The organism is Microbacterium sp., from assembly GCF_051953575.1.
Classification (GTDB): Bacteria; Actinomycetota; Actinomycetes; order Actinomycetales; family Microbacteriaceae; genus Microbacterium.
Genome location: NZ_JBQCIP010000130.1, coordinates 1 through 19,367 on the forward strand (window position 1 = coordinate 1; position 19,367 = coordinate 19,367).

At 71.7% G+C, this 19,367-nt stretch carries 17 protein-coding genes; 8 read left to right on the top strand and 9 right to left on the bottom strand.

What is annotated here, in order from left to right:
* Positions 1-37 precede the first annotated feature (37 nt).
* A complete protein-coding gene (locus tag ACTHNQ_RS08245; RefSeq protein ID WP_440332754.1) occupies positions 38-379 on the top strand; it encodes an SHOCT domain-containing protein in 342 nt (113 codons plus the stop codon).
* A gap of 136 nt (positions 380-515) precedes the next feature.
* Complete coding sequence (locus ACTHNQ_RS08250) at positions 516-1,523, top strand: TIGR00341 family protein (protein WP_018173431.1); 1,008 nt, start codon at positions 516-518, stop codon at positions 1,521-1,523.
* Between the two features lie 25 nt (positions 1,524-1,548).
* Here the strand turns inward: ACTHNQ_RS08250 and ACTHNQ_RS08255 are convergent, their stop codons facing one another.
* The 4 genes from ACTHNQ_RS08255 to ACTHNQ_RS08270 are packed head-to-tail and all read right to left on the bottom strand — an operon-like array spanning position 1,549 to position 5,196.
* Entirely contained in the window at positions 1,549-2,352 is an 804-nt protein-coding gene (locus ACTHNQ_RS08255; protein ID WP_440332709.1) for an ion channel, read from the bottom strand.
* Positions 2,353-2,354: 2 nt separating this feature from the next.
* Complete coding sequence (locus ACTHNQ_RS08260; RefSeq protein ID WP_440332711.1) at positions 2,355-3,443, bottom strand: DUF998 domain-containing protein; 1,089 nt, start codon at positions 3,441-3,443, stop codon at positions 2,355-2,357.
* Entirely contained in the window at positions 3,440-4,552 is a 1,113-nt protein-coding gene (locus ACTHNQ_RS08265; RefSeq protein ID WP_440332713.1) for an AI-2E family transporter, read from the bottom strand. The genes ACTHNQ_RS08260 and ACTHNQ_RS08265 overlap by 4 nt, the downstream gene beginning before the upstream one ends.
* A gap of 47 nt (positions 4,553-4,599) precedes the next feature.
* Positions 4,600-5,196, bottom strand: coding sequence for a hypothetical protein (locus tag ACTHNQ_RS08270; protein WP_440332715.1), 597 nt, complete (start codon positions 5,194-5,196; stop codon positions 4,600-4,602).
* A 126-nt stretch (positions 5,197-5,322) separates the two neighbouring features.
* Here ACTHNQ_RS08270 and ACTHNQ_RS08275 point away from each other — a divergent pair, with 126 nt between their 5' ends.
* The 5 genes from ACTHNQ_RS08275 (at position 5,323) to ACTHNQ_RS08295 (ending at position 13,166) form a co-directional block, all read left to right on the top strand.
* Positions 5,323-6,534, top strand: coding sequence for a glycosyltransferase (locus tag ACTHNQ_RS08275; RefSeq protein ID WP_440332717.1), 1,212 nt, complete (start codon positions 5,323-5,325; stop codon positions 6,532-6,534).
* Positions 6,535-6,540: 6 nt separating this feature from the next.
* On the top strand, positions 6,541-7,827 hold the full coding sequence (locus tag ACTHNQ_RS08280; RefSeq protein WP_440332719.1) for a glycosyltransferase family 4 protein: 1,287 nt from the start codon (positions 6,541-6,543) through the stop codon (positions 7,825-7,827).
* A gap of 296 nt (positions 7,828-8,123) precedes the next feature.
* Positions 8,124-9,152, top strand: coding sequence for a GlxA family transcriptional regulator (locus tag ACTHNQ_RS08285; protein WP_440332720.1), 1,029 nt, complete (start codon positions 8,124-8,126; stop codon positions 9,150-9,152).
* A gap of 45 nt (positions 9,153-9,197) precedes the next feature.
* Complete coding sequence (locus ACTHNQ_RS08290; RefSeq protein WP_440332722.1) at positions 9,198-10,877, top strand: SulP family inorganic anion transporter; 1,680 nt, start codon at positions 9,198-9,200, stop codon at positions 10,875-10,877.
* A gap of 81 nt (positions 10,878-10,958) precedes the next feature.
* Positions 10,959-13,166, top strand: a complete 2,208-nt coding sequence (locus ACTHNQ_RS08295; protein WP_440332724.1) for an ATP-dependent Clp protease ATP-binding subunit — start codon at positions 10,959-10,961, stop codon at positions 13,164-13,166.
* A gap of 74 nt (positions 13,167-13,240) precedes the next feature.
* On the opposite strand, the gene ACTHNQ_RS08300 is transcribed toward ACTHNQ_RS08295, so the two are convergent.
* A complete protein-coding gene (locus tag ACTHNQ_RS08300; RefSeq protein ID WP_440332726.1) occupies positions 13,241-13,822 on the bottom strand; it encodes a nitroreductase family protein in 582 nt (193 codons plus the stop codon).
* 128 nt (positions 13,823-13,950) lie between these two features.
* Here ACTHNQ_RS08300 and ACTHNQ_RS08305 point away from each other — a divergent pair, with 128 nt between their 5' ends.
* Positions 13,951-14,793, top strand: a complete 843-nt coding sequence (locus ACTHNQ_RS08305) for a UbiA family prenyltransferase (protein ID WP_440332727.1) — start codon at positions 13,951-13,953, stop codon at positions 14,791-14,793.
* Between the two features lie 10 nt (positions 14,794-14,803).
* Here ACTHNQ_RS08305 and ACTHNQ_RS08310 read toward each other — a convergent pair whose 3' ends face one another.
* The 4 genes from ACTHNQ_RS08310 to ACTHNQ_RS08325 all read right to left on the bottom strand — a co-directional run bounded on the left by ACTHNQ_RS08310 (position 14,804) and on the right by ACTHNQ_RS08325 (position 19,358).
* Positions 14,804-15,943: an FAD-dependent oxidoreductase gene (locus tag ACTHNQ_RS08310; protein ID WP_440332729.1), complete on the bottom strand. Its 1,140-nt coding sequence runs from the start codon at positions 15,941-15,943 to the stop codon at positions 14,804-14,806.
* Positions 15,936-16,640, bottom strand: coding sequence for a methyltransferase domain-containing protein (locus ACTHNQ_RS08315; RefSeq protein WP_440332731.1), 705 nt, complete (start codon positions 16,638-16,640; stop codon positions 15,936-15,938). The genes ACTHNQ_RS08310 and ACTHNQ_RS08315 overlap by 8 nt, the downstream gene beginning before the upstream one ends.
* A complete protein-coding gene (locus ACTHNQ_RS08320) occupies positions 16,637-17,794 on the bottom strand; it encodes a type III polyketide synthase (protein WP_440332733.1) in 1,158 nt (385 codons plus the stop codon). The genes ACTHNQ_RS08315 and ACTHNQ_RS08320 overlap by 4 nt, the downstream gene beginning before the upstream one ends.
* Positions 17,795-17,927: 133 nt before the next feature.
* On the bottom strand, positions 17,928-19,358 hold the full coding sequence (locus ACTHNQ_RS08325) for an MFS transporter (protein ID WP_440332735.1): 1,431 nt from the start codon (positions 19,356-19,358) through the stop codon (positions 17,928-17,930).
* Positions 19,359-19,367 lie beyond the last annotated feature (9 nt).

Consider the following 19,367-nt stretch of genomic DNA (forward strand, 5'->3'; position numbering starts at 1 on the left):
ACGCCGACTGAAGGAGGAAGACATGCCACTCGGAAGAATGGGCCGTCCCGGCCTGATCGGTATGGCTGCACGCACCGCCGTCGTCGCCGGAACCGCCACCGCGGTCTCGGGCGCCGTCGCCGGCCACCAGCAGCGCAGGGCATACGAGGCGCAGGAGCAGCAGGCGTACGCGGCCCAGCAGCAGCAGGCGGCCATGGATGCCGCCGCCGCACAGGCTGTCGCCAACGCCCAGGCCGCTGCGGCGCCGCCGGCGCCCCCGGCTCCCGCCGGCGGCGGCGACGACCTGATGGCGAAGCTGAGCCAGCTGGCGCAGCTGCACGCGCAGGGCATCCTGTCGGACGACGAGTTCGCCGCCGCGAAGGCCAAGCTGCTCGCCTGACGCTTCGCCCCGCGATCCGCACGAAGGCCGCATCCCGCGCGGGATGCGGCCTTCGTCGTGTCCCCGCGCGTGCGGCGCAGCCGGGGCGCACGCGGTGCACCGCACGCTCGGGACGATCCTGCGCCATGATGTGCCCATGGCCACGCCCTCGGAGATGCTGCGGAACCTCATCCCGCCCACTCAGCGGCAGACCGCGGCGGAGGTGACGGAGGCCCTGGACCTCGGCTCCGGAGACCGCGCGGGTAAGCGCAGCGGGTTCCTCATCATGCTGGTGCTCGCCGGCATCATCGCGATCGCCGGGGTGCTCACGGACTCGACCGCGACGGTGATCGGGGCGATGATCATCGCGCCGCTCGGGACCCCGATCCTGGCGATCGCGCTCGGCATCGTCACCGGGCACCTGAGTCTCGTCGTGCGCTCCATCCTGTGGGTGCTGGTGGGGCTCGCGCTGGTGATCCTGCTCGGTCTCGCCTTCTCGGTGTTCGTCGCGACCCCGGAGAGCCTGGAGACCAATTCGCAGGTCCTCGGGCGGACGTCGCCGAGCTTCATGGATCTGGTCGCGGCGCTGGCGACAGGATTCGCCGGCGGGTTCGCGATGTGCCGCCGAGACCTCAGCGCGATCCTGCCCGGTGTCGCGATCGCGATCTCGCTCGTTCCCCCGCTCGGTGTGGTGGGAGTGTGTGCCGGTCAGGGACTGTGGGGGGACGCCCTCGGGGCACTGTGGCTGTTCCTGTCGAACGTGGTCGCGCTCGTCATCGCGGGCAGCATCGTGTTCACGCTGGCGGGCTACGCGCGCGAACCCGGCTCCTCACCTGTGGCGAACCGCCGCCGCGCCTATCTCATCGTGACGGTGCTGACGGTGATCATCTCGATCCCCCTGGCATTCAACTCCGTGGTCTCGGTCGCGCTGGCCCGCTGGTCTGTCGGCATCCAGCAGGCGGCCACCGACTGGATCGCTGACGACGACGGAGCCGTCGTGTCGGGCGTCACCTGGTCGGGCGCGACGGCGACGGTCGCCGTCCGCACGACGGACGGCTCGACGCCGCCGATCGACGACCTCCGCGAGTCGCTGTCGAAGGTCATCCCCTCGTTCGTCGGGGTCGTCGTCGATGCGGAGCAGGGCGTCGAGACGCGGGTGCAGTAGCCGGCGCGATCCCGCACCCGCTGGTTCAGGCCGGGCGATCCGTCGGCGCAGTGCCGCCGGGGGACTCGACGCCGTCAGGCGGGACCGCGGGCGTGGCCGGACCGGCAGAGGCGCCGGGAGCCGGGGCGTCGCCCGTCGTGCGAGCGGTCAGCTCGTCGATGCGGGCCATGAGCTCACGCACCTGGGCGCGGGTCGCCGGCTCGTCCGCGTCGTTGTTGCGGGTCCCGCGTTCGACGACCCACGACGCGAGGGTCGCGGTGATGACGCCGGCCAGGGCCACGCCCCCGAGCATCAGCCCGACGCCCACCCAGCGTCCGGCCGCGGTCACCGGCGTGTAGTCGCCGTAGCCGGTCGTCGTGACCGTGACGCACGACCACCACATCGCGATCCCGAAGGTCGTGATCGAGGCGTCCGGCGCGTGACGCTCGGCGTCGAGCACGGCCAGCGAGGCGATGAAGACCAGCATCACCGACGCCCCGGCACCGTAGACGATGATCTGCGTGCGCAGCAGCGCGCCGCGCGTGGGCTTCATGCCGGGGAGCTTCGTGAGCACCTGCAGCAGCCGCACGAGCCGCAGCACCGGGATCACGGCGAATGCCAGGGCGAACAGGTGCGTGCGGAACCAGATCCAGCGATGCCGGGCCAGGAACAGCCGCACCAGGTAGTCCGCGATGAACATCGTCCAGGTGACGAAGATGAGGATGTCGGCGGCGAGGCGCGCCGGCCCCTGGAGGTCGGCGATCACCCGCCACGAGAACGCGACGAGGTACACGAAGCCCGCGATCATCAGCGCCACCTCGGTGCGCTGATGCCACGTCTGCTCGTCCATGCTCAGGCCTTGCGGGCGTCCAGCTCGAGGGCCGCGGTGTTGCGGATGAACAGCACGATCCACGAGAAGATCAGGATGCCGGCGACGAGCTCCACCGCGGTCAGGGTGTAATAGCCGATGCCGAAGAGGATGCCGAGCACGACCGTGACCGCCAGGAACACCCAGCCCACGGCGTAGAAGGCGCGCGGCATCCCGGGGATCCAGCGCGGCAGCATCGCGACCAGCACCGCGTACGCGACCACCATGCCGGTCGCGACGGTGTTGTGGATGGCGAAGAAGTCGTCGACGTGGAAGATGCCCACGCAGGCGAGGAAGATGCCGACGATCACCAGGAGGATCCGCACTTTTCGTCTGCCCGGCGCATCCGCGGCCGACTCGCTGCGCGTGGCGTAGCGGGCGAGCGTCGTCACCAGCACGCCGGCGACGATGATCGTGATGTTGAACGCCCACGAGGACGCGTTCGACGACATCCCCAGCGCGCTGAGGTTGTCCTTCCACCAGTCGGGGTCGCTCGCCGTCATCATGCTGGCCACCACGCCCAGTACGAGGAACACGGCCAGCACGACGGCCAGCAGCTGCAGGTCCATGTGGGTGGCGGAGTAGAACGCGATGTAGGCGGTCAGCGCGGCGGACGCCCCGCCGAGCACCAGCACCGGCAGTGCGAACACCTCGGCGCCGAGGAACGACTGCTCCAGGATCACGGCGAGCAGGGTCCAGCCGAGGACGCCGATCACCCCGTGGGCGAAGGCGAGTGCGGCGATGTCGACGTAGTCGAGAAAGCGCAGCCGGGTCTTGTTCGCGCCCCGCTCATGCAGTACGAACCGACCGGCGATGACCGCGAGCAGGGCGGCGACCCCCGACGCCACGGCGGCGTACTCGCCGATCGACCCGGGACCCGAGATCGGCGTCGACTGGAACCGGAACACGATGAGCGCGACGAGCGCGGCGACGACGAACGCGATCGCGCCGACGCCGAGCGCCATCGACTCGAGCCCGCGCTCTGTCGACGAGTTGAGCAGGCGGGCCGCCGTCGCCTGGCGGCGCGTCTCGGGGCCGCCGGACTCGGTGTTCTTGATCGTGGTCTGGGTCATGGCCGCCTCCCTGCGGTCGAGGTTGCGGACCGAGCGGCCCCCTCGGGTGTTGCGCCGCGATCGCCCGAGAGCCATCGCAGCCACGTCGCGCCGGGATCCCCTTCGAGCACGAGCGTCCGAACGAACAGCGTGAGCGGGATCGACAGGATCGCACCCAGCGGACCGATGACGAACGTCCAGAAGATCACCGAGAAGAAGCTCAGCGTGAGGCTCAGGTCGACCGCGTCGCTCACGAACTTCGGCTGCACGAGCACCTGCAGCACGACGTTCACGACGCAGTAGATCGCGATCACGGCGAGGAAGAGCGGCCATCCGCCGACGACGAACGCGAGCACCGCGGGCGGGACCAGGCCGATCACGAAGCCGATGTTGGGGATGAAGTTGGTGACGAACGCGAGGATCGCCCACGTGATCGGCGCGGGCACGCCCAGCGCCCACAGCGCGAGGCCGTCGATGATCGCGACGACGGCGCCGAAGCTGGCGTTGACGACGTAGTAGCGGCGGACGCCGGTGTTGAAGTTGCGCGCCCGCCGGATGACGGGCCGGCGCTCGGCGCCGAACACGCGCTCGGCGTCGCCGTACCGCGCGGCATCGGCCGCCATGAAGATCACGTACGCGAAGACGAAGAACAGTGCCGTCGCGACCCCGATCACCGTGCCGCCGAGGCTCGAGACCGCCCCGAGGATCGTCTTCGGGTCGACGGCGGATGCGGTCGCGTCGGCCGCCTGCTGGTCGAGGCCCATCGACTGCAGCCACGCGACCACGTCGTCGGCGCTCGCGCGCAGCGTGTCGGCGTAGTCGGCGACGAGGCCGGCGAACTGTGCGCCGGCGACCCAGAGCAGCGCCGCCATGCCGAGCAGCACGAGGTAGGCGACCACGATGACGGCGGTCGTGCCGGCCCAGCGGGGCCAGCCGAGGCGCTGCAGCGGACGGCGCGCCGGCTCGCAGATGATGACCAGGACGATGGCGAGCGCGAGCGGCCCGAACACGCTCCGCGCGAAGTACACGCCGGCCAGCACCACCGCGGCTGCGGCGAGCGTCAGCAGCACACGCAGACTCGGCGACAGCACGGGCGCGGCAGGCACGGCGGGCGGAGTATCGCGCTTCACGTGCCCAGGCTAGCGGCGCGAAGGGCCCGCGACCGGTTGCGCGGGGGTCAGTTCTTCGGGTCGATGCGCAGCACGCCGGGCGTCTCGCCGATCGCGACGTCGTCGACCACGCGCAGCGTGCGGGCGACGTCGTCGATGCTGCCGATCACGGTGCCGAAGCGCTCCCGGTCGGAGCACACCGCGGTCACCGTGACGAAGTGCGTTCCGGTGTCCCATGTGTACGTCGCGAAGGGCGGCGTGCGCTGATCGCTCGGCAGCGCCATCTCGAGCTTCTCGCCCACGCCGAGGTACGGGTTGCGGAACGACTCGGTGTCGTCGTACTCCATCGGCATCATGGCCCGCGCGGCGCGCAGATCGTTGGTCGCCTGCTGGATCTGGGCCATGACGACGACGAGTTCCGGGTCGGCCTTCCACACCCACACCAGCACGCGCCCGGCGGCCCTGCGCATGAGGAATGGCGCCGCCTGGCTCATCGCCCACGCGGCGACGCCGCTGCCCGGGCGGCTCTCGGCCCCCAGCGCGCCGTTCGCCTGGGTGAGCAGCATCCGGATCGCCGCCTTGCGGTGGCGGCGTCCGCGGAAGCCGAGGGACTCGGTCACCGGCACCCACAGGTTGGGGTCGGCGTCGGCCTGCAGTCGGGACATGCCCCCAGGGTACGGGTCGGGTCTGGCGCGTTCCTGAGGAGGCCGCGTGAGCACGTGAAGTAAGGTGGATGCCGCGCAAAGACCCCGCCCCACGCGCGCACCCGCCGCACAGAAGGCCCCCAATCCGTGACCGATCCTGCGACGCCCCAAGAGAACTCCCGCGCCTCCGCGCGCCCGCTGAAGATCCTGATCGGCGCCGACACGTTCCTCCCTCACGTGAACGGTGCCGCGCGGTTCGCCGAACGCCTGGCCGCCGGTCTCGTCGCCCGGGGTCACGAGGTCCACGTCATGGCGCCGAGCAAGACGCACCGCGAGAACGGGACCTTCACGGAGGTCATCGAGGGCGAGCCGATGACGATGCACCGCCTCCCCGCCTGGCGGTTCCTGCCGCACGACTGGCTGACGTTCGTGCTGCCGTGGATGTCGAAGCACTATGCCCGCCGCACCCTCGACGAGGTGCGGCCGGACGTCGTGCACATCCAGTCGCACATCGTGATCGGCCGAGGGCTGGCCCGCGAGGCGCACAAGCGCGGCATCCCGATCATCGCCACCAACCACGTGATGGCCGAGAACATCGTGGACTTCACGACCCTCCCGGACGCGCTGGACCGTGTCGTCGTCAAGCTCGCCTGGGCCGACGCCAAGCGCACGTTCGACCTCACGCGGGCGGTGACGACGCCGACGCGCCGGGCCGCGGACTTCCTGGAGTCGACGATCGACATCGAGAACGTCATCCCGATCAGCTGCGGCATCGACGCGGGCAACTACACGGCCGACCTGGAGCCGCGCGACGGCAACCGGATCGTGTTCGTCGGACGCCTCACGACCGAGAAGCAGATCGGCGTGATCCTGCGGGCGATCGCGAAGCTCGATCCCGCCCTCGACGTCCGCTTCGACATCGTCGGCAGCGGCGACCAGCGCCGCAACCTCGACAACCTGACGGCAGAGCTCGGGCTCACCGAGCGGGTGCACTTCCACGGCCACACCAGCGACGACGAGCTGCGGTCGCTGCTCACGAACGCGAGCGTCTTCGCGATCGCGTCGATCGCCGAGCTGCAGTCGATCGCGACCATGGAGGCGATGGCCTCGGGTCTGCCGATCGTCGCGGCCGACGCCGTCGCCCTGCCGCACCTGGTCCACGACGGCGAGAACGGGTACCTCTTCCGCCCCGGCGACGTGGACGATCTGGCAGAGAAGCTCACCACGGTGCTGACGCTGCCGCAGGAGGAGCGCGTGCGCATGCAGCAGGCGTCGCTCGAGGGCGTCAAGGTGCACGACATCCGGCGCACGCTCGACACGTTCGAGGCGCTCTACCGCGACGAGCCGCTGCCCGAGTAGGCCGCCGTGCACGTCGTGATGTTCGGCGACCAGCATGCCGAGACGCTGGGCGGGGCCCAGGTGTCGATGCGCCTGCAGCGCCGCTTCCTCGAGAAGGCGGGGCACACGGTCACGATCGTCGCGCCGGCCCGTCACGGTCGTGCCAGGTCGCGGGGGGTCGTGGACGATCCGTCGTACCTGGACCTGCCGTCGATCCCCATCACGTTCGACCGCGAGTACTCGATGACGTGGCCCGGTGCGCGCACCGATCGTCGGGTGGATGCCGCCCTGCGGCGACTGCTCGAAGACACGGGTCGTCCTCCCGTCGACGTCGTGCACGTGCAGGCCGACTTCTGGGGGGCGTTCATCGGCCACAGGTTCGCGCGACGGCACGCGCTGCCGGTCATCCACACGATGCACAACCGCGTGGATGTCGGCATCGAGGCCACGGCGCCGTTCCCGAAGCTCGTGCTGCGGGTGCTCAATGCCTGGCAGCGCCGCGCGCTCGGAGTGTTCATGGAGGCGAAGCCGGTGGGGCGCGACGGCTGGGCGTACCTGCGGCGCCTGGCGAACCGCTCGGATGCCGTCACCGCGCCGTCGACGCACTTCGCGCGCCGGCTCGAGGCTCACGGGGCGGTGCCGCAGGGGCGCCGTGGCGTGCCGGCGGATCTCGACGCCGCGCCCACGCCTGCGGCGGTCGACGTGATCTGGAACGGCATCGACGACGGACTGCTCGATGAGGCGCTGGCCACGGCTCCGGAGGCCCGCGCGCCGGGGCCGCCGCGGTTCGTGTGGCTCGGCCGCATGAGCCCCGAGAAGCGCCTGCTGCCGTTCCTCGAAGCGCTCGCGGCCGCGGGCGTCGAAGCCGATGTCGAGATCATCGGCGGCGGTGGGCAGCTGCGCGCCGCCCAGCGGCTCGTCGAGAAGCTTCGGCCGCGCGCCGTCGTCACGTTCGCGGGACGCCTGTCGTACGCCGAGACCCTACGGCGCATCGCCGCGGCGGACGCGGTCGTGCAGACCTCCATCGGGTTCGAGACCCAGGGCATGACGATCTTCGAGGCCGCGTCGCTCGGCACGCCCGCCGTGGTGAGCGATCCGGATCTGGCCGCCGAGCTCGGCGGCGGATTCTGGGCGGTCGGCGACGGCGAGCACGCCGACCCGTCGATCGCCGCGCTGGCCGAGGCGCTGCGGGTGGCGGCATCCGACATCTCCGCCGGAACGCCGCGCACTCCCGACCCGACGGTCCGCGAGCGGTTCCGTCAGTCGTCGCGGACGGCGGCGATGGTCGAGGTGTACGAGCGCGTCAGAGCCTGACGGCGCCGGGGCGCGAGGGCCTGACGGTGCGGGGTGTGACGGCCTGACGGTGCGGCGCGGCCGCTGGGCGTCAGGGGAGGCGGGTGCGGTCGGTGGGCACCCGGCGGTAGCCGTCGCTGCGGAGAGCGACGACGGTCGAGGCGAGTGCCCAGGCCGACAGTGCGGCGAGAACGATGATCAGGAACATGGCAGAAACGCTACGCTTGCCATAGAACTGCCACGAGTGGCAGGATGGACATGCATCGTACGAAAACTGCCACGCTTTCTGCCGGCGCCGCAGCCCGAGGAGGATCCCGATGAACACCGTCGCGTGCATCGTCATGGACGGCTTCGCGCCGTTCGAGTTCGGAGTGGCCTGCGAGGCGTTCGGGCTCGACCGGTCCGAGGACGGCGTGCCCAACTTCGACTTCCGCGTCGTCACCGCCGAGCCGGGCGTCGTCCAGTCCAAGCTCGGCTTCTCGATCAACGTCGACAACGACCTGTCGTTCGCGTACGAGGCCGACCTCGTCGTCGTGTGCCCCACGCCCCGCGAGTACTGGGGGCGCTCCGACCCCCGCGTCCGGGATGCCGTGCGAGCGGCGGCCGCGCGCGACGCCTGGCTGCTCAGCGTGTGCAGCGGGTCGTTCATCCTCGCCGAGGCGGGCGTGCTCGACGGCCGCAAGGCGACCACGCACTGGATGTACGCGCACATCATGGCCTCGATGTACCCCGCGATCGACGTCGACCCCGATGTGCTCTACGTGCAGGACGGCCGCATCATCACGAGCGCCGGCACGGCGGCGGGCATCGACGCCTGCCTGCACCTGCTGCGGCAGGAGCTGGGCGCCGAGCTCACCAACAAGATCGCCCGCCGCATGGTGGTGCCCCCGCAGCGCGACGGCGGCCAGGCGCAGTTCATCGACAGCCCGCTGCCCGCGACCACGTCGCTGTCTCTCGCGCCGGTCACCGACTGGATGCTCGACAATCTGCGCCTCGACCTCACCGTCGACCAGCTGGCGGCGAAGGCGCACATGTCGCCCCGCACGTTCGCCCGGCGCTTCAAGGCCGACCACGGTGCGACGCCCGCCGCGTGGCTCGCCCGCCAGCGCATCATCCATGCACAGCGCCTGCTCGAGAAGACCGACCTCGGCCTCGACCGCATCGCGTACGAGAGCGGCTTCGGCTCGGCCGCGGTGCTGCGCCAGAACTTCGCCCGCGTGCTCGGCACGACGCCGACGGCGTACCGATCCCGGTTCGCGTGCACCGACGAGACGTGCCTGGACGATGAGCTGGTGGATGCCGGAACGGCAGCGGTCGCGGCATCCGCTCTCGAATCGGTGGCGTAGCGGACGGTCCGCGACAGGCGCGCGAGCGTTCGCTACCGTGGCACCGTGGGGCTGAATCCGCGGTCGTGGTTCTCGCGCAAGACGCTGCGTCACGACCTCGTCGCGGGTCTGACGCTCGGCGTCGAGAGCGTGCCGGACGGCCTCGCGCAGGGTCTGCTGTCGGGGCTCAACCCGCTCGCCGGGCTCTACGGCCACCTGTTCGGGATGGTCGGAGCGGCCCTGTTCACGAGCAGCGCGCTCATGACGGTGCAGGTCACGGGCGCCATGGCCCTCATCGTGTCGGATGCCGGGCTCGAGACGCTCGCGGACCCCGACCGGGCGCTCTACACCCTCACCATGATGAGCGGCGTCATCCTGATCGCCGCGGGACTGCTCGGCGCGGGCCGGCTCGTGCGCTTCGTGCCGACCGCGGTGATGACGGGGTTCGTGACCGCGGTCGGGGTCAACATCGTCCTGGGCCAGCTGTCGAACTTCACGGGGTATGACGCGCAGGGCGACAACCGCATCGCGAAGACCTTCGACCTCGGCCTGCATCTGCTCGACTGGAGTGCGGCCGCCGTCGTGGTCGGCGCGATCACCGTGCTGCTCATCGTGCTGCTGCAGAACACGCGCGTCGGAGCGCTGGGGCTCGTTGTCGCCGTCGTGGTCGGCTCGATCGCGGCCGTGATGCTGAACATCTGGGTGGCGAACCCCGTGGTGCTGCTGCGCGACCTCGTCGCGGTGCCCGGGTCGCTGCCGCTGCCCGTGCTGCCCAGCCTCGACGACGTCGGCTTCCTGATCGTGCCGGCGGTGTCGCTCGCGTTCGTCGCGATGGTGCAGGGCGCCGGTGTGTCGGCGGCGATCCCGTCACGCGACGGCAAGCCGTCCGACACGTCGCGGGACTTCGTCGGCCAGGGCGTCGGCAACGTCGTGTCGGGGCTGTTCCGCGGCATGCCGGTGGGCGGCTCGTCGTCGGGGTCGACGCTCGTCGCCACGGCCGGCGCACGCACCCGCCTCGTGTACTTCGTCGCCGCGGCGGTGACCTCGCTCGTGATCCTGCTGGCCTCGGGCGTCGTCGCGTACATCGCCATGCCCGCTCTCGCGGGGCTGCTGATCGTCGTCGGCGTGACGGCCGTCAAGCCGAGCCGCGTGTACTCCGTCATCCGCAGCGGGCCGCTGCCGACCGTCGTGATGGCGGTGACGTTCGTGCTGACCCTGCTGATCCCGCTGCAGTTCGCCGTGCTCACGGGGGTCGGTCTCGGCATCATCATGTTCGTCGCCCAGCAGTCCAACCGGGTGCGCGTGCGTCGCGTCGTGTTCTCCGACGACGGCCGCATGCGCGAGATCGACCCGCCGCACCGCGTGCCGCCGGGCGAGATCGTCATGCTGCAGCCGTACGGCAGCCTGTTCTTCGCGAGTGCGCCGACGTTCGAGCGGCAGCTGCCGGCGGTCACGCCGGAGTCGACGCGGTCGATCGTGATCGTGCGCCTGCGCGGGACCGACGAGGTCGGACTGGCCTTCGTCGAGGTGCTGCGCCGGTACGCGCACGAGCTGCGCGCGGTCGGCTCCAGCCTCAAGCTCGTGGTGAGCGAGGCGCGCGTGATCCAGCAGCTCGAAGCGGGCGGCCTGCGCGCCGAGATGGGGGAGGCGAACATCTACCGCGGCTCGGAGTGGGTCGGCGCCGCGCTGCGCCGCGCGTATGACGACGCCCGCGACGAGTTGCGCGCCGAGCCGCGCGAACGCTGAACGCCTTGCCGCGGCATCCGTCAGTTGGTAAACTTGAGCCAAGACGGCTCAACTTTTAGCCTCGCAGATTTCAGGAGACAGATGAACGCCACACAACAGCCCGGACAGGAGGACGCGCAGAGCGCCCTCGAGCAGTTCGGCATCAACCTCACCGACCGCGCCCGCCAGGGCAAGCTCGATCCCGTGATCGGGCGCGACAGCGAGATCCGGCGCGTCAGCCAGGTGCTGACCCGCCGCACCAAGAACAACCCCGTGCTCATCGGCGAACCCGGCGTCGGAAAGACGGCCGTGGTCGAGGGCCTGGCCCAGCGCATCGTGGCGGGGGACGTCGCCGAGTCCTTGAAGGACAAGGAGCTCGTCACCCTCGACATCTCGGCGCTGGTCGCCGGTGCGATGTACCGCGGCCAGTTCGAGGAGCGCCTCAAGAGCGTCCTCAAAGAGATCACCGAGTCCGACGGCAAGATCATCACCTTCATCGACGAGCTGCACGTGCTCATGGGCGCCGGCGGCGGCGAGGGGTCGGTCGCGGCATCCAACATGCTCAAGCCCATGCTCGCCCGCGGCGAGCTGCGCCTCATCGGCGCCACCACGCTCAACGAGTACCGCGAGTTCATCGAGAAGGATGCCGCACTCGAGCGCCGCTTCCAGCAGGTGTACGTGGGCGAGCCGACGGTCGAAGACACCGTCGCGATCCTGCGCGGGCTCAAGGAGCGCTACGAGGCGCACCACAAGGTGGCCATCGCCGACGCCGCACTCGTTGCGGCGGCATCCCTCAGCCACCGTTACATCCCGTCGCGGCAGCTGCCCGACAAGGCCATCGACCTGATCGACGAGGCCGCGTCGCGCCTGCGCATGGAGATCGACTCGGCGCCGCTCGAGATCGACGAGCTGCGTCGGCACGTCGACCGCCTCAAGCTCGAAGAGCTCGCGCTCAAGAAGGAGAAGGACGACGCGTCGAAGGAGCGCCTCGCCACGCTGCGCGAGACGCTGCGGGTCGAGCAGGAGCGCCTCGGCGAGCTGCAGGGCCGCTGGGAGCGCGAGCGCGCGTCGCTCAACCGCGTCGGCGACCTCAAGACCAAGCTCGACGCCGCCCGCATGGAGGCCGAGCGCGCACAGCGCGAGGGCAACCTCGAGAAGGCGTCGCGCCTGCTGTACGCCGAGATCCCCGCGCTGGAGCGCGAGCTCGGCGTCGCCGAGCGCGAAGAGCCTGCCGGTGACCGCATGGTCAACGACCAGGTCACCGACGAAGACATCGCGGCGGTCATCGCCGCGTGGACCGGCATCCCTGTCGGAAAGCTGCTCCAGGGCGAGACCGAGAAGCTGCTGCATCTGGAGGCCGAGCTCGGCAAGCGGCTCATCGGGCAGAAGGATGCCGTCAAGGCGGTGTCCGACGCGGTCCGCCGCTCGCGCGCCGGCATCAGCGACCCCGGTCGCCCCACCGGCTCCTTCCTGTTCCTCGGGCCCACCGGTGTCGGCAAGACCGAGCTCGCCAAGGCGCTCGCCGAGTTCCTCTTCGACGACGAGCACGCCATGGTGCGCATCGACATGTCGGAGTACGGCGAGAAGCACTCGGTCTCGCGTCTGGTCGGCGCCCCTCCCGGGTACATCGGCTACGAGCAGGGCGGCCAGCTCACCGAGGCCGTCCGCCGGCGTCCGTACTCGGTCGTGCTGCTCGACGAGGTCGAGAAGGCGCACCCCGAGGTCTTCGACGTGCTGCTGCAGGTCATGGACGACGGCCGCCTCACCGACGGCCAGGGTCGCACGGTCGACTTCACGAACGTCATCCTCATCCTGACGTCGAACCTGGGCTCGCCGATCCTGATCGACCCGACGCTGTCGACCGAGCAGAAGCGCGACTCCGTGATGGCGATCGTGCGGCAGGCGTTCAAGCCGGAGTTCCTCAACCGTCTCGACGACATCGTGATGTTCGCGGCACTCAGCGAGGACGACCTGGCGCAGATCGTGGAGCTCGCCGTCGATGCGCTGCAGCGGCGGCTGAAGGACCGCCGGCTCACGCTGGCGGTGACGCCCGACGCCCGCGCCTGGCTCGCCGAGCGCGGCTACGACCCGGTGTTCGGTGCCCGGCCTCTGCGCCGGCTCATCCAGTCCGAGATCCAGGACCGCCTCGCGATGGCGCTGCTGTCGGGCGGCGTGCGCGACGGCGACGTGGTGCGCGTCGACGTGGCGGCCGACGGCTCGCAGCTCGTGCTGACGAGCGACGGGCCCGCTGCGACCGAGGCGCCGGCCGAGGACGACGACGTGATCGAGGCCGAATTGCTCGACGACTGACCCAGGAACCGCGAAGGGCAGAGTTCCGCCGCGCCGGCGGCGAAACTCTGCCCTTTCGCGAATCCGCTGTGACGTCAGTCGTTCACGAGGACGGACTCGGCGACCGGGCGGCGCACCCGGGGAGCGTTCTCGCGCGCCTGCAGCTCTTCGGAGGCCTGGCGGATGTCGCCGAGCTCGCCGACGGCCATGACGGTGACGGGCGTGAACTCCGCGCCGAGGCCGAAGCCGGCCGCGATCGCCTCGCGGTCGAAGCCGCCCATCTGGTGGGTCGACAGGCCGTTCGCGTGCGCCTGCACGGTGAAGTGCGCGGCGACCTGGCCGGTGTCGTACTGCGCCCACATCATCGGCTTGCCGTCGCGCTCGGTCTCGGCCACGAAGACGACGAGCGCTGCCGCGTCGCCGGCCCAGGCGCTGTTGAATCCGGCGAGGGACGAGAGCACGGTGGCGTGGGCGGCCGTCCCGCGACGGGCGACGATGACGCGCCAGGCCTGCGTGTTCGCCGCGGTCGGCGCCCAGCGGGCTGCCTCGAGCGCGCTCGCGAGCGCGTCCTCGTCGATGACGGCGTCGCGGTCGAAGATGCGGGTGCTCCAGCGCTCGGCGAGAACGTCGATGATGGGGGCATCGGTCTCGGCGGTCCGGGTGGTGAGGTCGGACATGGGGGCGTCTCCTTGCTGTCGTGCGATGTGCGGGACGCCGTCGGCCCACGTCCATGCAACCGCATGTATCTGAGAGTCATTCCCGGGTTCGCTCCGCCCGTCGTCCGAAGCGCGTGAGAGCATCGAGCGTGCGCACCGTCCGCGCCCTGTGGGGCTCATCGCATCCGGGGCCGACCCTCGTCGTCACGGCGCTCGCCCTCGCGCTCGGCATCGCGACCGGGCTGGAGCCCTGGCGGCTCGCGGTGCTGACGGCCGCGGTGTTCGCAGGCCAGCTGTCGGTGGGCGTCTCGAACGACGCGTTCGACGCCGCCCGTGATCGCGAGGTGGGGCGCCGCGACAAGCCGATCGCGCGCGGCGATGTGATGCTCGGCGTCGCGTGGGCAGCCTCGGCCGGCCTCCTGGCGGCGGCACTGGTGCTGTCGTGCCTGCTGGGGTGGCGGATGCCGGTGGCCCATGCCCTGGCCCTCGGCTCGGCGCTCTCCTACAACGCCGGGCTGAAGTCCACGCCATGGTCCATCGTGCCGTTCCTCGTCAGCTTCGGCGTCTTCCCGTCGCTGGCCACGCTGTCGGCGCCGGACCCCGCGTTCGCGGCCTGGTGGGCGTGGACCGCCGGTGCGGCGCTCGGCGCCGCCGTGCACCTCACCAACGTGCTGCCCGACCTCGACGACGACGCGCGGACCGGAGTGCGGGGGCTGCCGCACCGGCTCGGGCCGCGGACGTCCGCGGTGCTCGCGGCGGCCGCCGTCGTGATCGGCGCGGTGTCGGTGCTGTGGGGCGCGTGCGGCGGCGACCTGTCGACCGTGTCGGCGGTGTCGTGGGGATTCTTCGCCGCGGTCGTGGTGGTGGCCGTCGCGACCGCGTGGCGGGCGGTGGCCCGGCCGCCCACACGGGCGCTGTTCCGGCTCGTCATGCTGGCGGCGCTGCTGCTCGCCGCGCAGCTCGTGGCCTCGGGCAGCGCGCTCGCCGCCTGACGCCGGCCGCTCACGCGTCGAGGTCGAAGCCCATTGCGTACGCCCGGGCGAAGATCGCCGCCGTCGACGGAGCCAGCATCGCTCGCACGACGCCACGGCGCACGACATCGGCGTCGCCGAGACGGCGGCCCAGCGCGGTGTTGGCGAACGCGAGCGCCGCTGCGCGCCGTGCCGAGCCGACGCGACGGGTCTCCCACCGCTGCAGCCGCGCGTCGGGGGCGTCCCCGGTGGCGATCCACGAAGCGACGAGCGGCGCGAGCGTGACGGCATCCAGCAGCCCGAGGTTCATGCCCTGGCCGCCGATCGGGCTGACCTCGTGCGCGGTGTCGCCGATCGCGAAGATCCGGCCGTTGCGCAGTCGCGGAGCCACGACGCGGCGGACGCCGAACGACGTCGCGCCGGTCACGGCGGCCGCCGCCTCGGGTTCGCCGCGCCGGACCAGCGCGGCCCGCAGCCGCTCCGCGCGCGCGTCGGGGGCGTCGTCGCCCCCGGGTGCGTCCCACGCGACGAACCGGCGACAGCCGTCGGGAAGCGGGAACGACTCCAGGACGCCGTCGGGGTCGAGGTGGACCACCGCGACGGTGTCGTCGCCGCGCGCCGGCGTGACGGCATCCGTCATCAGGTAGCGGTCGCGGTACTCGCGCGAGGCGACCGCGCCGCGGCGGTACGCGAGGTCGCGCCCGCTCGCCCCTGCGGCGACCACGACCAGGCGGCTCTCGGACTCGATGATCCGCCCGAGCAGCCTCGAGCGCACGACGACCGCGTCGGGCCGGGGGATCACCGCGGTCACATGCGCGCCGCGCAGCGGTTCGGGCGCGTCGGCGCCGAGCACGGCCTCGGTGCGCGACTGGGGCAGCGTCGCCACGAACGGGAAGCGCGCCGGCAGCTCGCCGAATCGCACGGTGCCGAGCAGGCGGCCGCGGCTGCGCGCCTCGCCTCGTCGGACCTGCACGGCGTCGGCGAGCAGGCGGTCGGTGACGCCGGAGGGCTCGAGGGCGGCCAGGACGGGGGAGTGGATGCCGCTGGCACGGGTGGCCGTGCCGGGCTCGGGACGGCGTTCGAGGAGCTCGACATCGACGCCACGGCGGGTCAGCTCGCCGGCGAGCAGCATCCCGACGGGGCCCGCGCCCACGATCGTGACGTCACGCACGGCCGCGCCCGACGGCGAGGAGGCGGAACGGCGCGGGAGTGTCGACCCTCCAGGCATCCGGCTGCGCGCGCTGCAGCGCCGCGGCGAGCTCCGGCCGCGTGTAGCTGCGGCGGATCGAGCGCAGCCCGTCCGTGCGCAGGAAGGTTCCGGGTGCGAACGGCGTGATGCCCACGGCGTACAGGGCGTACGCGCGGCGGGACCGGGCGATGTCGCTGTGCAGCACGATCCCGCGCGACAGGGCGAGCGACTCGTCGGCGAACGCGGGCAGGGCGTCGCCCAGGTGATGGAGCACGTGGTTCGACAGGACCGCGTCGTACGCCTCGTGCTCCTCGACCAGGGCCGCCGAATCCGCGCAGCGGAAGGTCACGCCGGGCAGCGGCCCGCGCGCTGTCGCGACGGCATGCGCGCGGGGATCGGGGTCGATGCCGGTCCACGCCACGTCGAGGCCGTCGCGATGTGCGGCGGCGGCCAGGCGGGCGATGAGATCGCCCCCGCCCGAGCCGATGTCGAGCACGCGCGCGGGCCGGCCGAGCCGCGCCAGGTTCGGGCGCAGCCGCGTGCGGTACACGGTGCCCCAGCCCGACACGAGGCGGTTGACCGTGCCGAACCGTCGCAGCGTGGCGGCGAGCGTGACCTCGTCGCAGGCCGGGTCGTCCATGAGTTCCGCGAGGTCGTCGTCGCGGACGGCGAGGCTCACGCGGATGCCGCCAGCGCGACTCGGGCGGGAGCATCGGCGTCCGGCTCCGGACGCCGACGCGTCAGCAGCGCCGACTCGACCGTGAGACCCGGCCCGAACGCCAGCGCGGCGACGCGAGCCCCGTCGCTCACGCCGTCGTCGCGCAGGAGCGACTCGAGGATGAACAGGATCGTCGCGCTCGACATGTTGCCGTAGTCGCGCAGCACGCGCCTCGATGCCGCGAGCGCCTCGGGCGGCAGGTCCAGCCCGGCCTCGACGCGGTCCAGCACGCTGCGGCCGCCGGGATGCACGGCCCATGTCTCGGGCAGATCGTCGTCGCCGAGGAACCGGCCGACGGCACCGCGGATCTCGCGCCCGATGATGCGTGGCACCTCGGCCGACAGCACCATCTCGAACCCGTGGTCGCCGATGGTCCAGACCATATCGGTCTCGCCCTCGCTGGTGAGGGCCGATCCCGAGCGGCCGAGTTCGAGGCCGCCGGGCCGCCCCGTCGCGGGGTCGGCGGTGACGACCGCCGCCGCTGCGCCGTCCGCGAAGACGGACGCCGCGACGATCTGCTGCGGGTCGCTCGAAGCCCGCAGGTGCAGCGAGCACAGCTCCACGCAGACGACCAGGACGACGGCATCCGGACGCGTCCCGGCCAGCGCCGCGGCCACCCGCAGGGCGGGCAGTGCCGCCGCGCAGCCGATGAACCCCAGGTGACAGCGCTCGACGGTCGGGGCCAGGCCGAGGTCGCGCACGAGCCGATGGTCGAGGCCCGGAGCGAACAGCCCCGTGCACGACACCGTGACGACGTGCGTGACGGTCGACGGGTCGAGCCCGCTGCCGGCGAGGGCGTCGCGAGCCGCGCGGGCGGCCAGCTCAGGGGCGACCGCGATGTACAGGTCGTTGCGCTCGCCGGTCGTGGGCGAGAGGATCATGCCGCTCGGGTCGACGAACCGCGGGCGGCCGGGAGCCGGGGCGGTGCCGGGTTCGGCGAGCTCGGCGAGCACGGTGTGCCGCCGCTCGATGTCGGCCGCGTCGAAGACCGCGCGGATGCGTCGCTGTGTCAGCCGGTCGAGGCTGTGCTGCGCGCCGAAGAGGTCGCGCACCGCATCCTGCCGGAGCTCGGTGGAAGGAACCGCCGTTCCGATCGACACGATGCGGGCCGTCATGGAGCAACCTAAGCACGCGAGGGGCTGCCGCCGCACCGGGATTGCGCGATATCGGGCGGTGGGTTACGCAGGGTCGCACGGAAGCGGATGCCTCGGCCCGACCCTGCACGGCGGGCCGAGGCATCCTGGCTCGTCAGGCGGAGGCCGGCTCGGGGGGTGCGGACGGCAGGTCGCGCATGGTCCAGAACGGCCCGATCACGACGAACAGCGCGGATGCGAGCTCGATGACGGACGCGATCCACAGGGTCGGCACGACGCCCAGCCACTGCCCCAGCACACCGGCGAGCAAGGCAGAGATCGGCATGACGCCCCACACCACGAACCGGATGGAGGCGTTCATGCGGCCGAGCAGCCGCGGCGGGGTGATCCGCTGCCGGAACGTCACCTGCGTGATGTTGTAGAGCAGCACCGTGAAGCTCGCGATGAAGCCCTGCACGACCAGCAGTGGGAACGCGAGCGCCGGGAACACCGCGGCGAGAGGCACGGCGGCCCCCGAGACGCTGAATGCGATCGCGCTCACCGGGATCGCCCGCGCCTCGCCGATCCGGGCCACGATGCGCGGCGTCGCGATCGCGCCGAGCACGCCGCCGACGGCGCCCAGCGAGAAGATCACGCCCATCGCCGCGGGGGTGAGCCCCAGCTCGCGAAGGATCAGCAGCGGCAGCATCGTGTACATGATCGTGCTGGCGAAGTTCGACACCGCCGTGGTGCCGACGATGCGGCGCAGGAGCGGATTGCCGAACACCCACCGCAGGCCCTCGGCGATCTCGCGCATGATCGGCTGGTGGTCTTCGGGGGCGCGGCGCTGCTCGTGGTCTCGGGTGAACAGCAGGGCGACGAACGAGATCGCGTAGGTGACCGCGTCCATGAGGATCGCGATCGGCGCGGTGAGCGCGCCGACGAGCCATCCGGCGATGGCAGGACCGGCCAGATGCGCGACCTGCTGCGTGGACTCGAGCTTGCCGTTCGCCTCGCCGATCTGATCCTTGCGCACGAGCGACGGGATGATGCTCTGATACGACACGTCGAAGAACACGGTGGCGACGCCGATGACGAGACCGACCGCCATGAGCTGCCAGATGTGGAGCAGGCCGAACGCCCACAGCACGGGGATGCTGGCGAGCGCGACCGCGCGCACGACGTCGGCGAGGATCATGACGTTGCGCTTGCGCATGCGGTCGATCCAGGCGCCGGCGGGCAGTCCCACGATGAGGAATGCGGCGACCTCGGCCGCGTTGAGCAAGCCCACCTCGAACTCGGTCGCATCCAGCAGCAGCACCGCGATGACCGGTATCGCCACGCCCGTGATCTGCGAGCCGAACTGGCTGAACGCCTGGCCCGTCCACATCGTGAGGAAGTTGCGGTCGCGCCACAGCGAGCCCTTGGGGTGGTGGGGCTGTGCGTCGGTGGATGCGGGCGCGGCGGCATCCTGATCCGCTTCGACGGCGTCGTCGACCCGGCTGCTGAGGGGACCGGATGCCTCGGCCCGCGCTTCGGCGAGGGCTTCGGCCGCGAGCCCCTGGGGAGCGCCGTCGTCGGCGCGGGGCTCATCTGATTGGGACATGCCAATCAG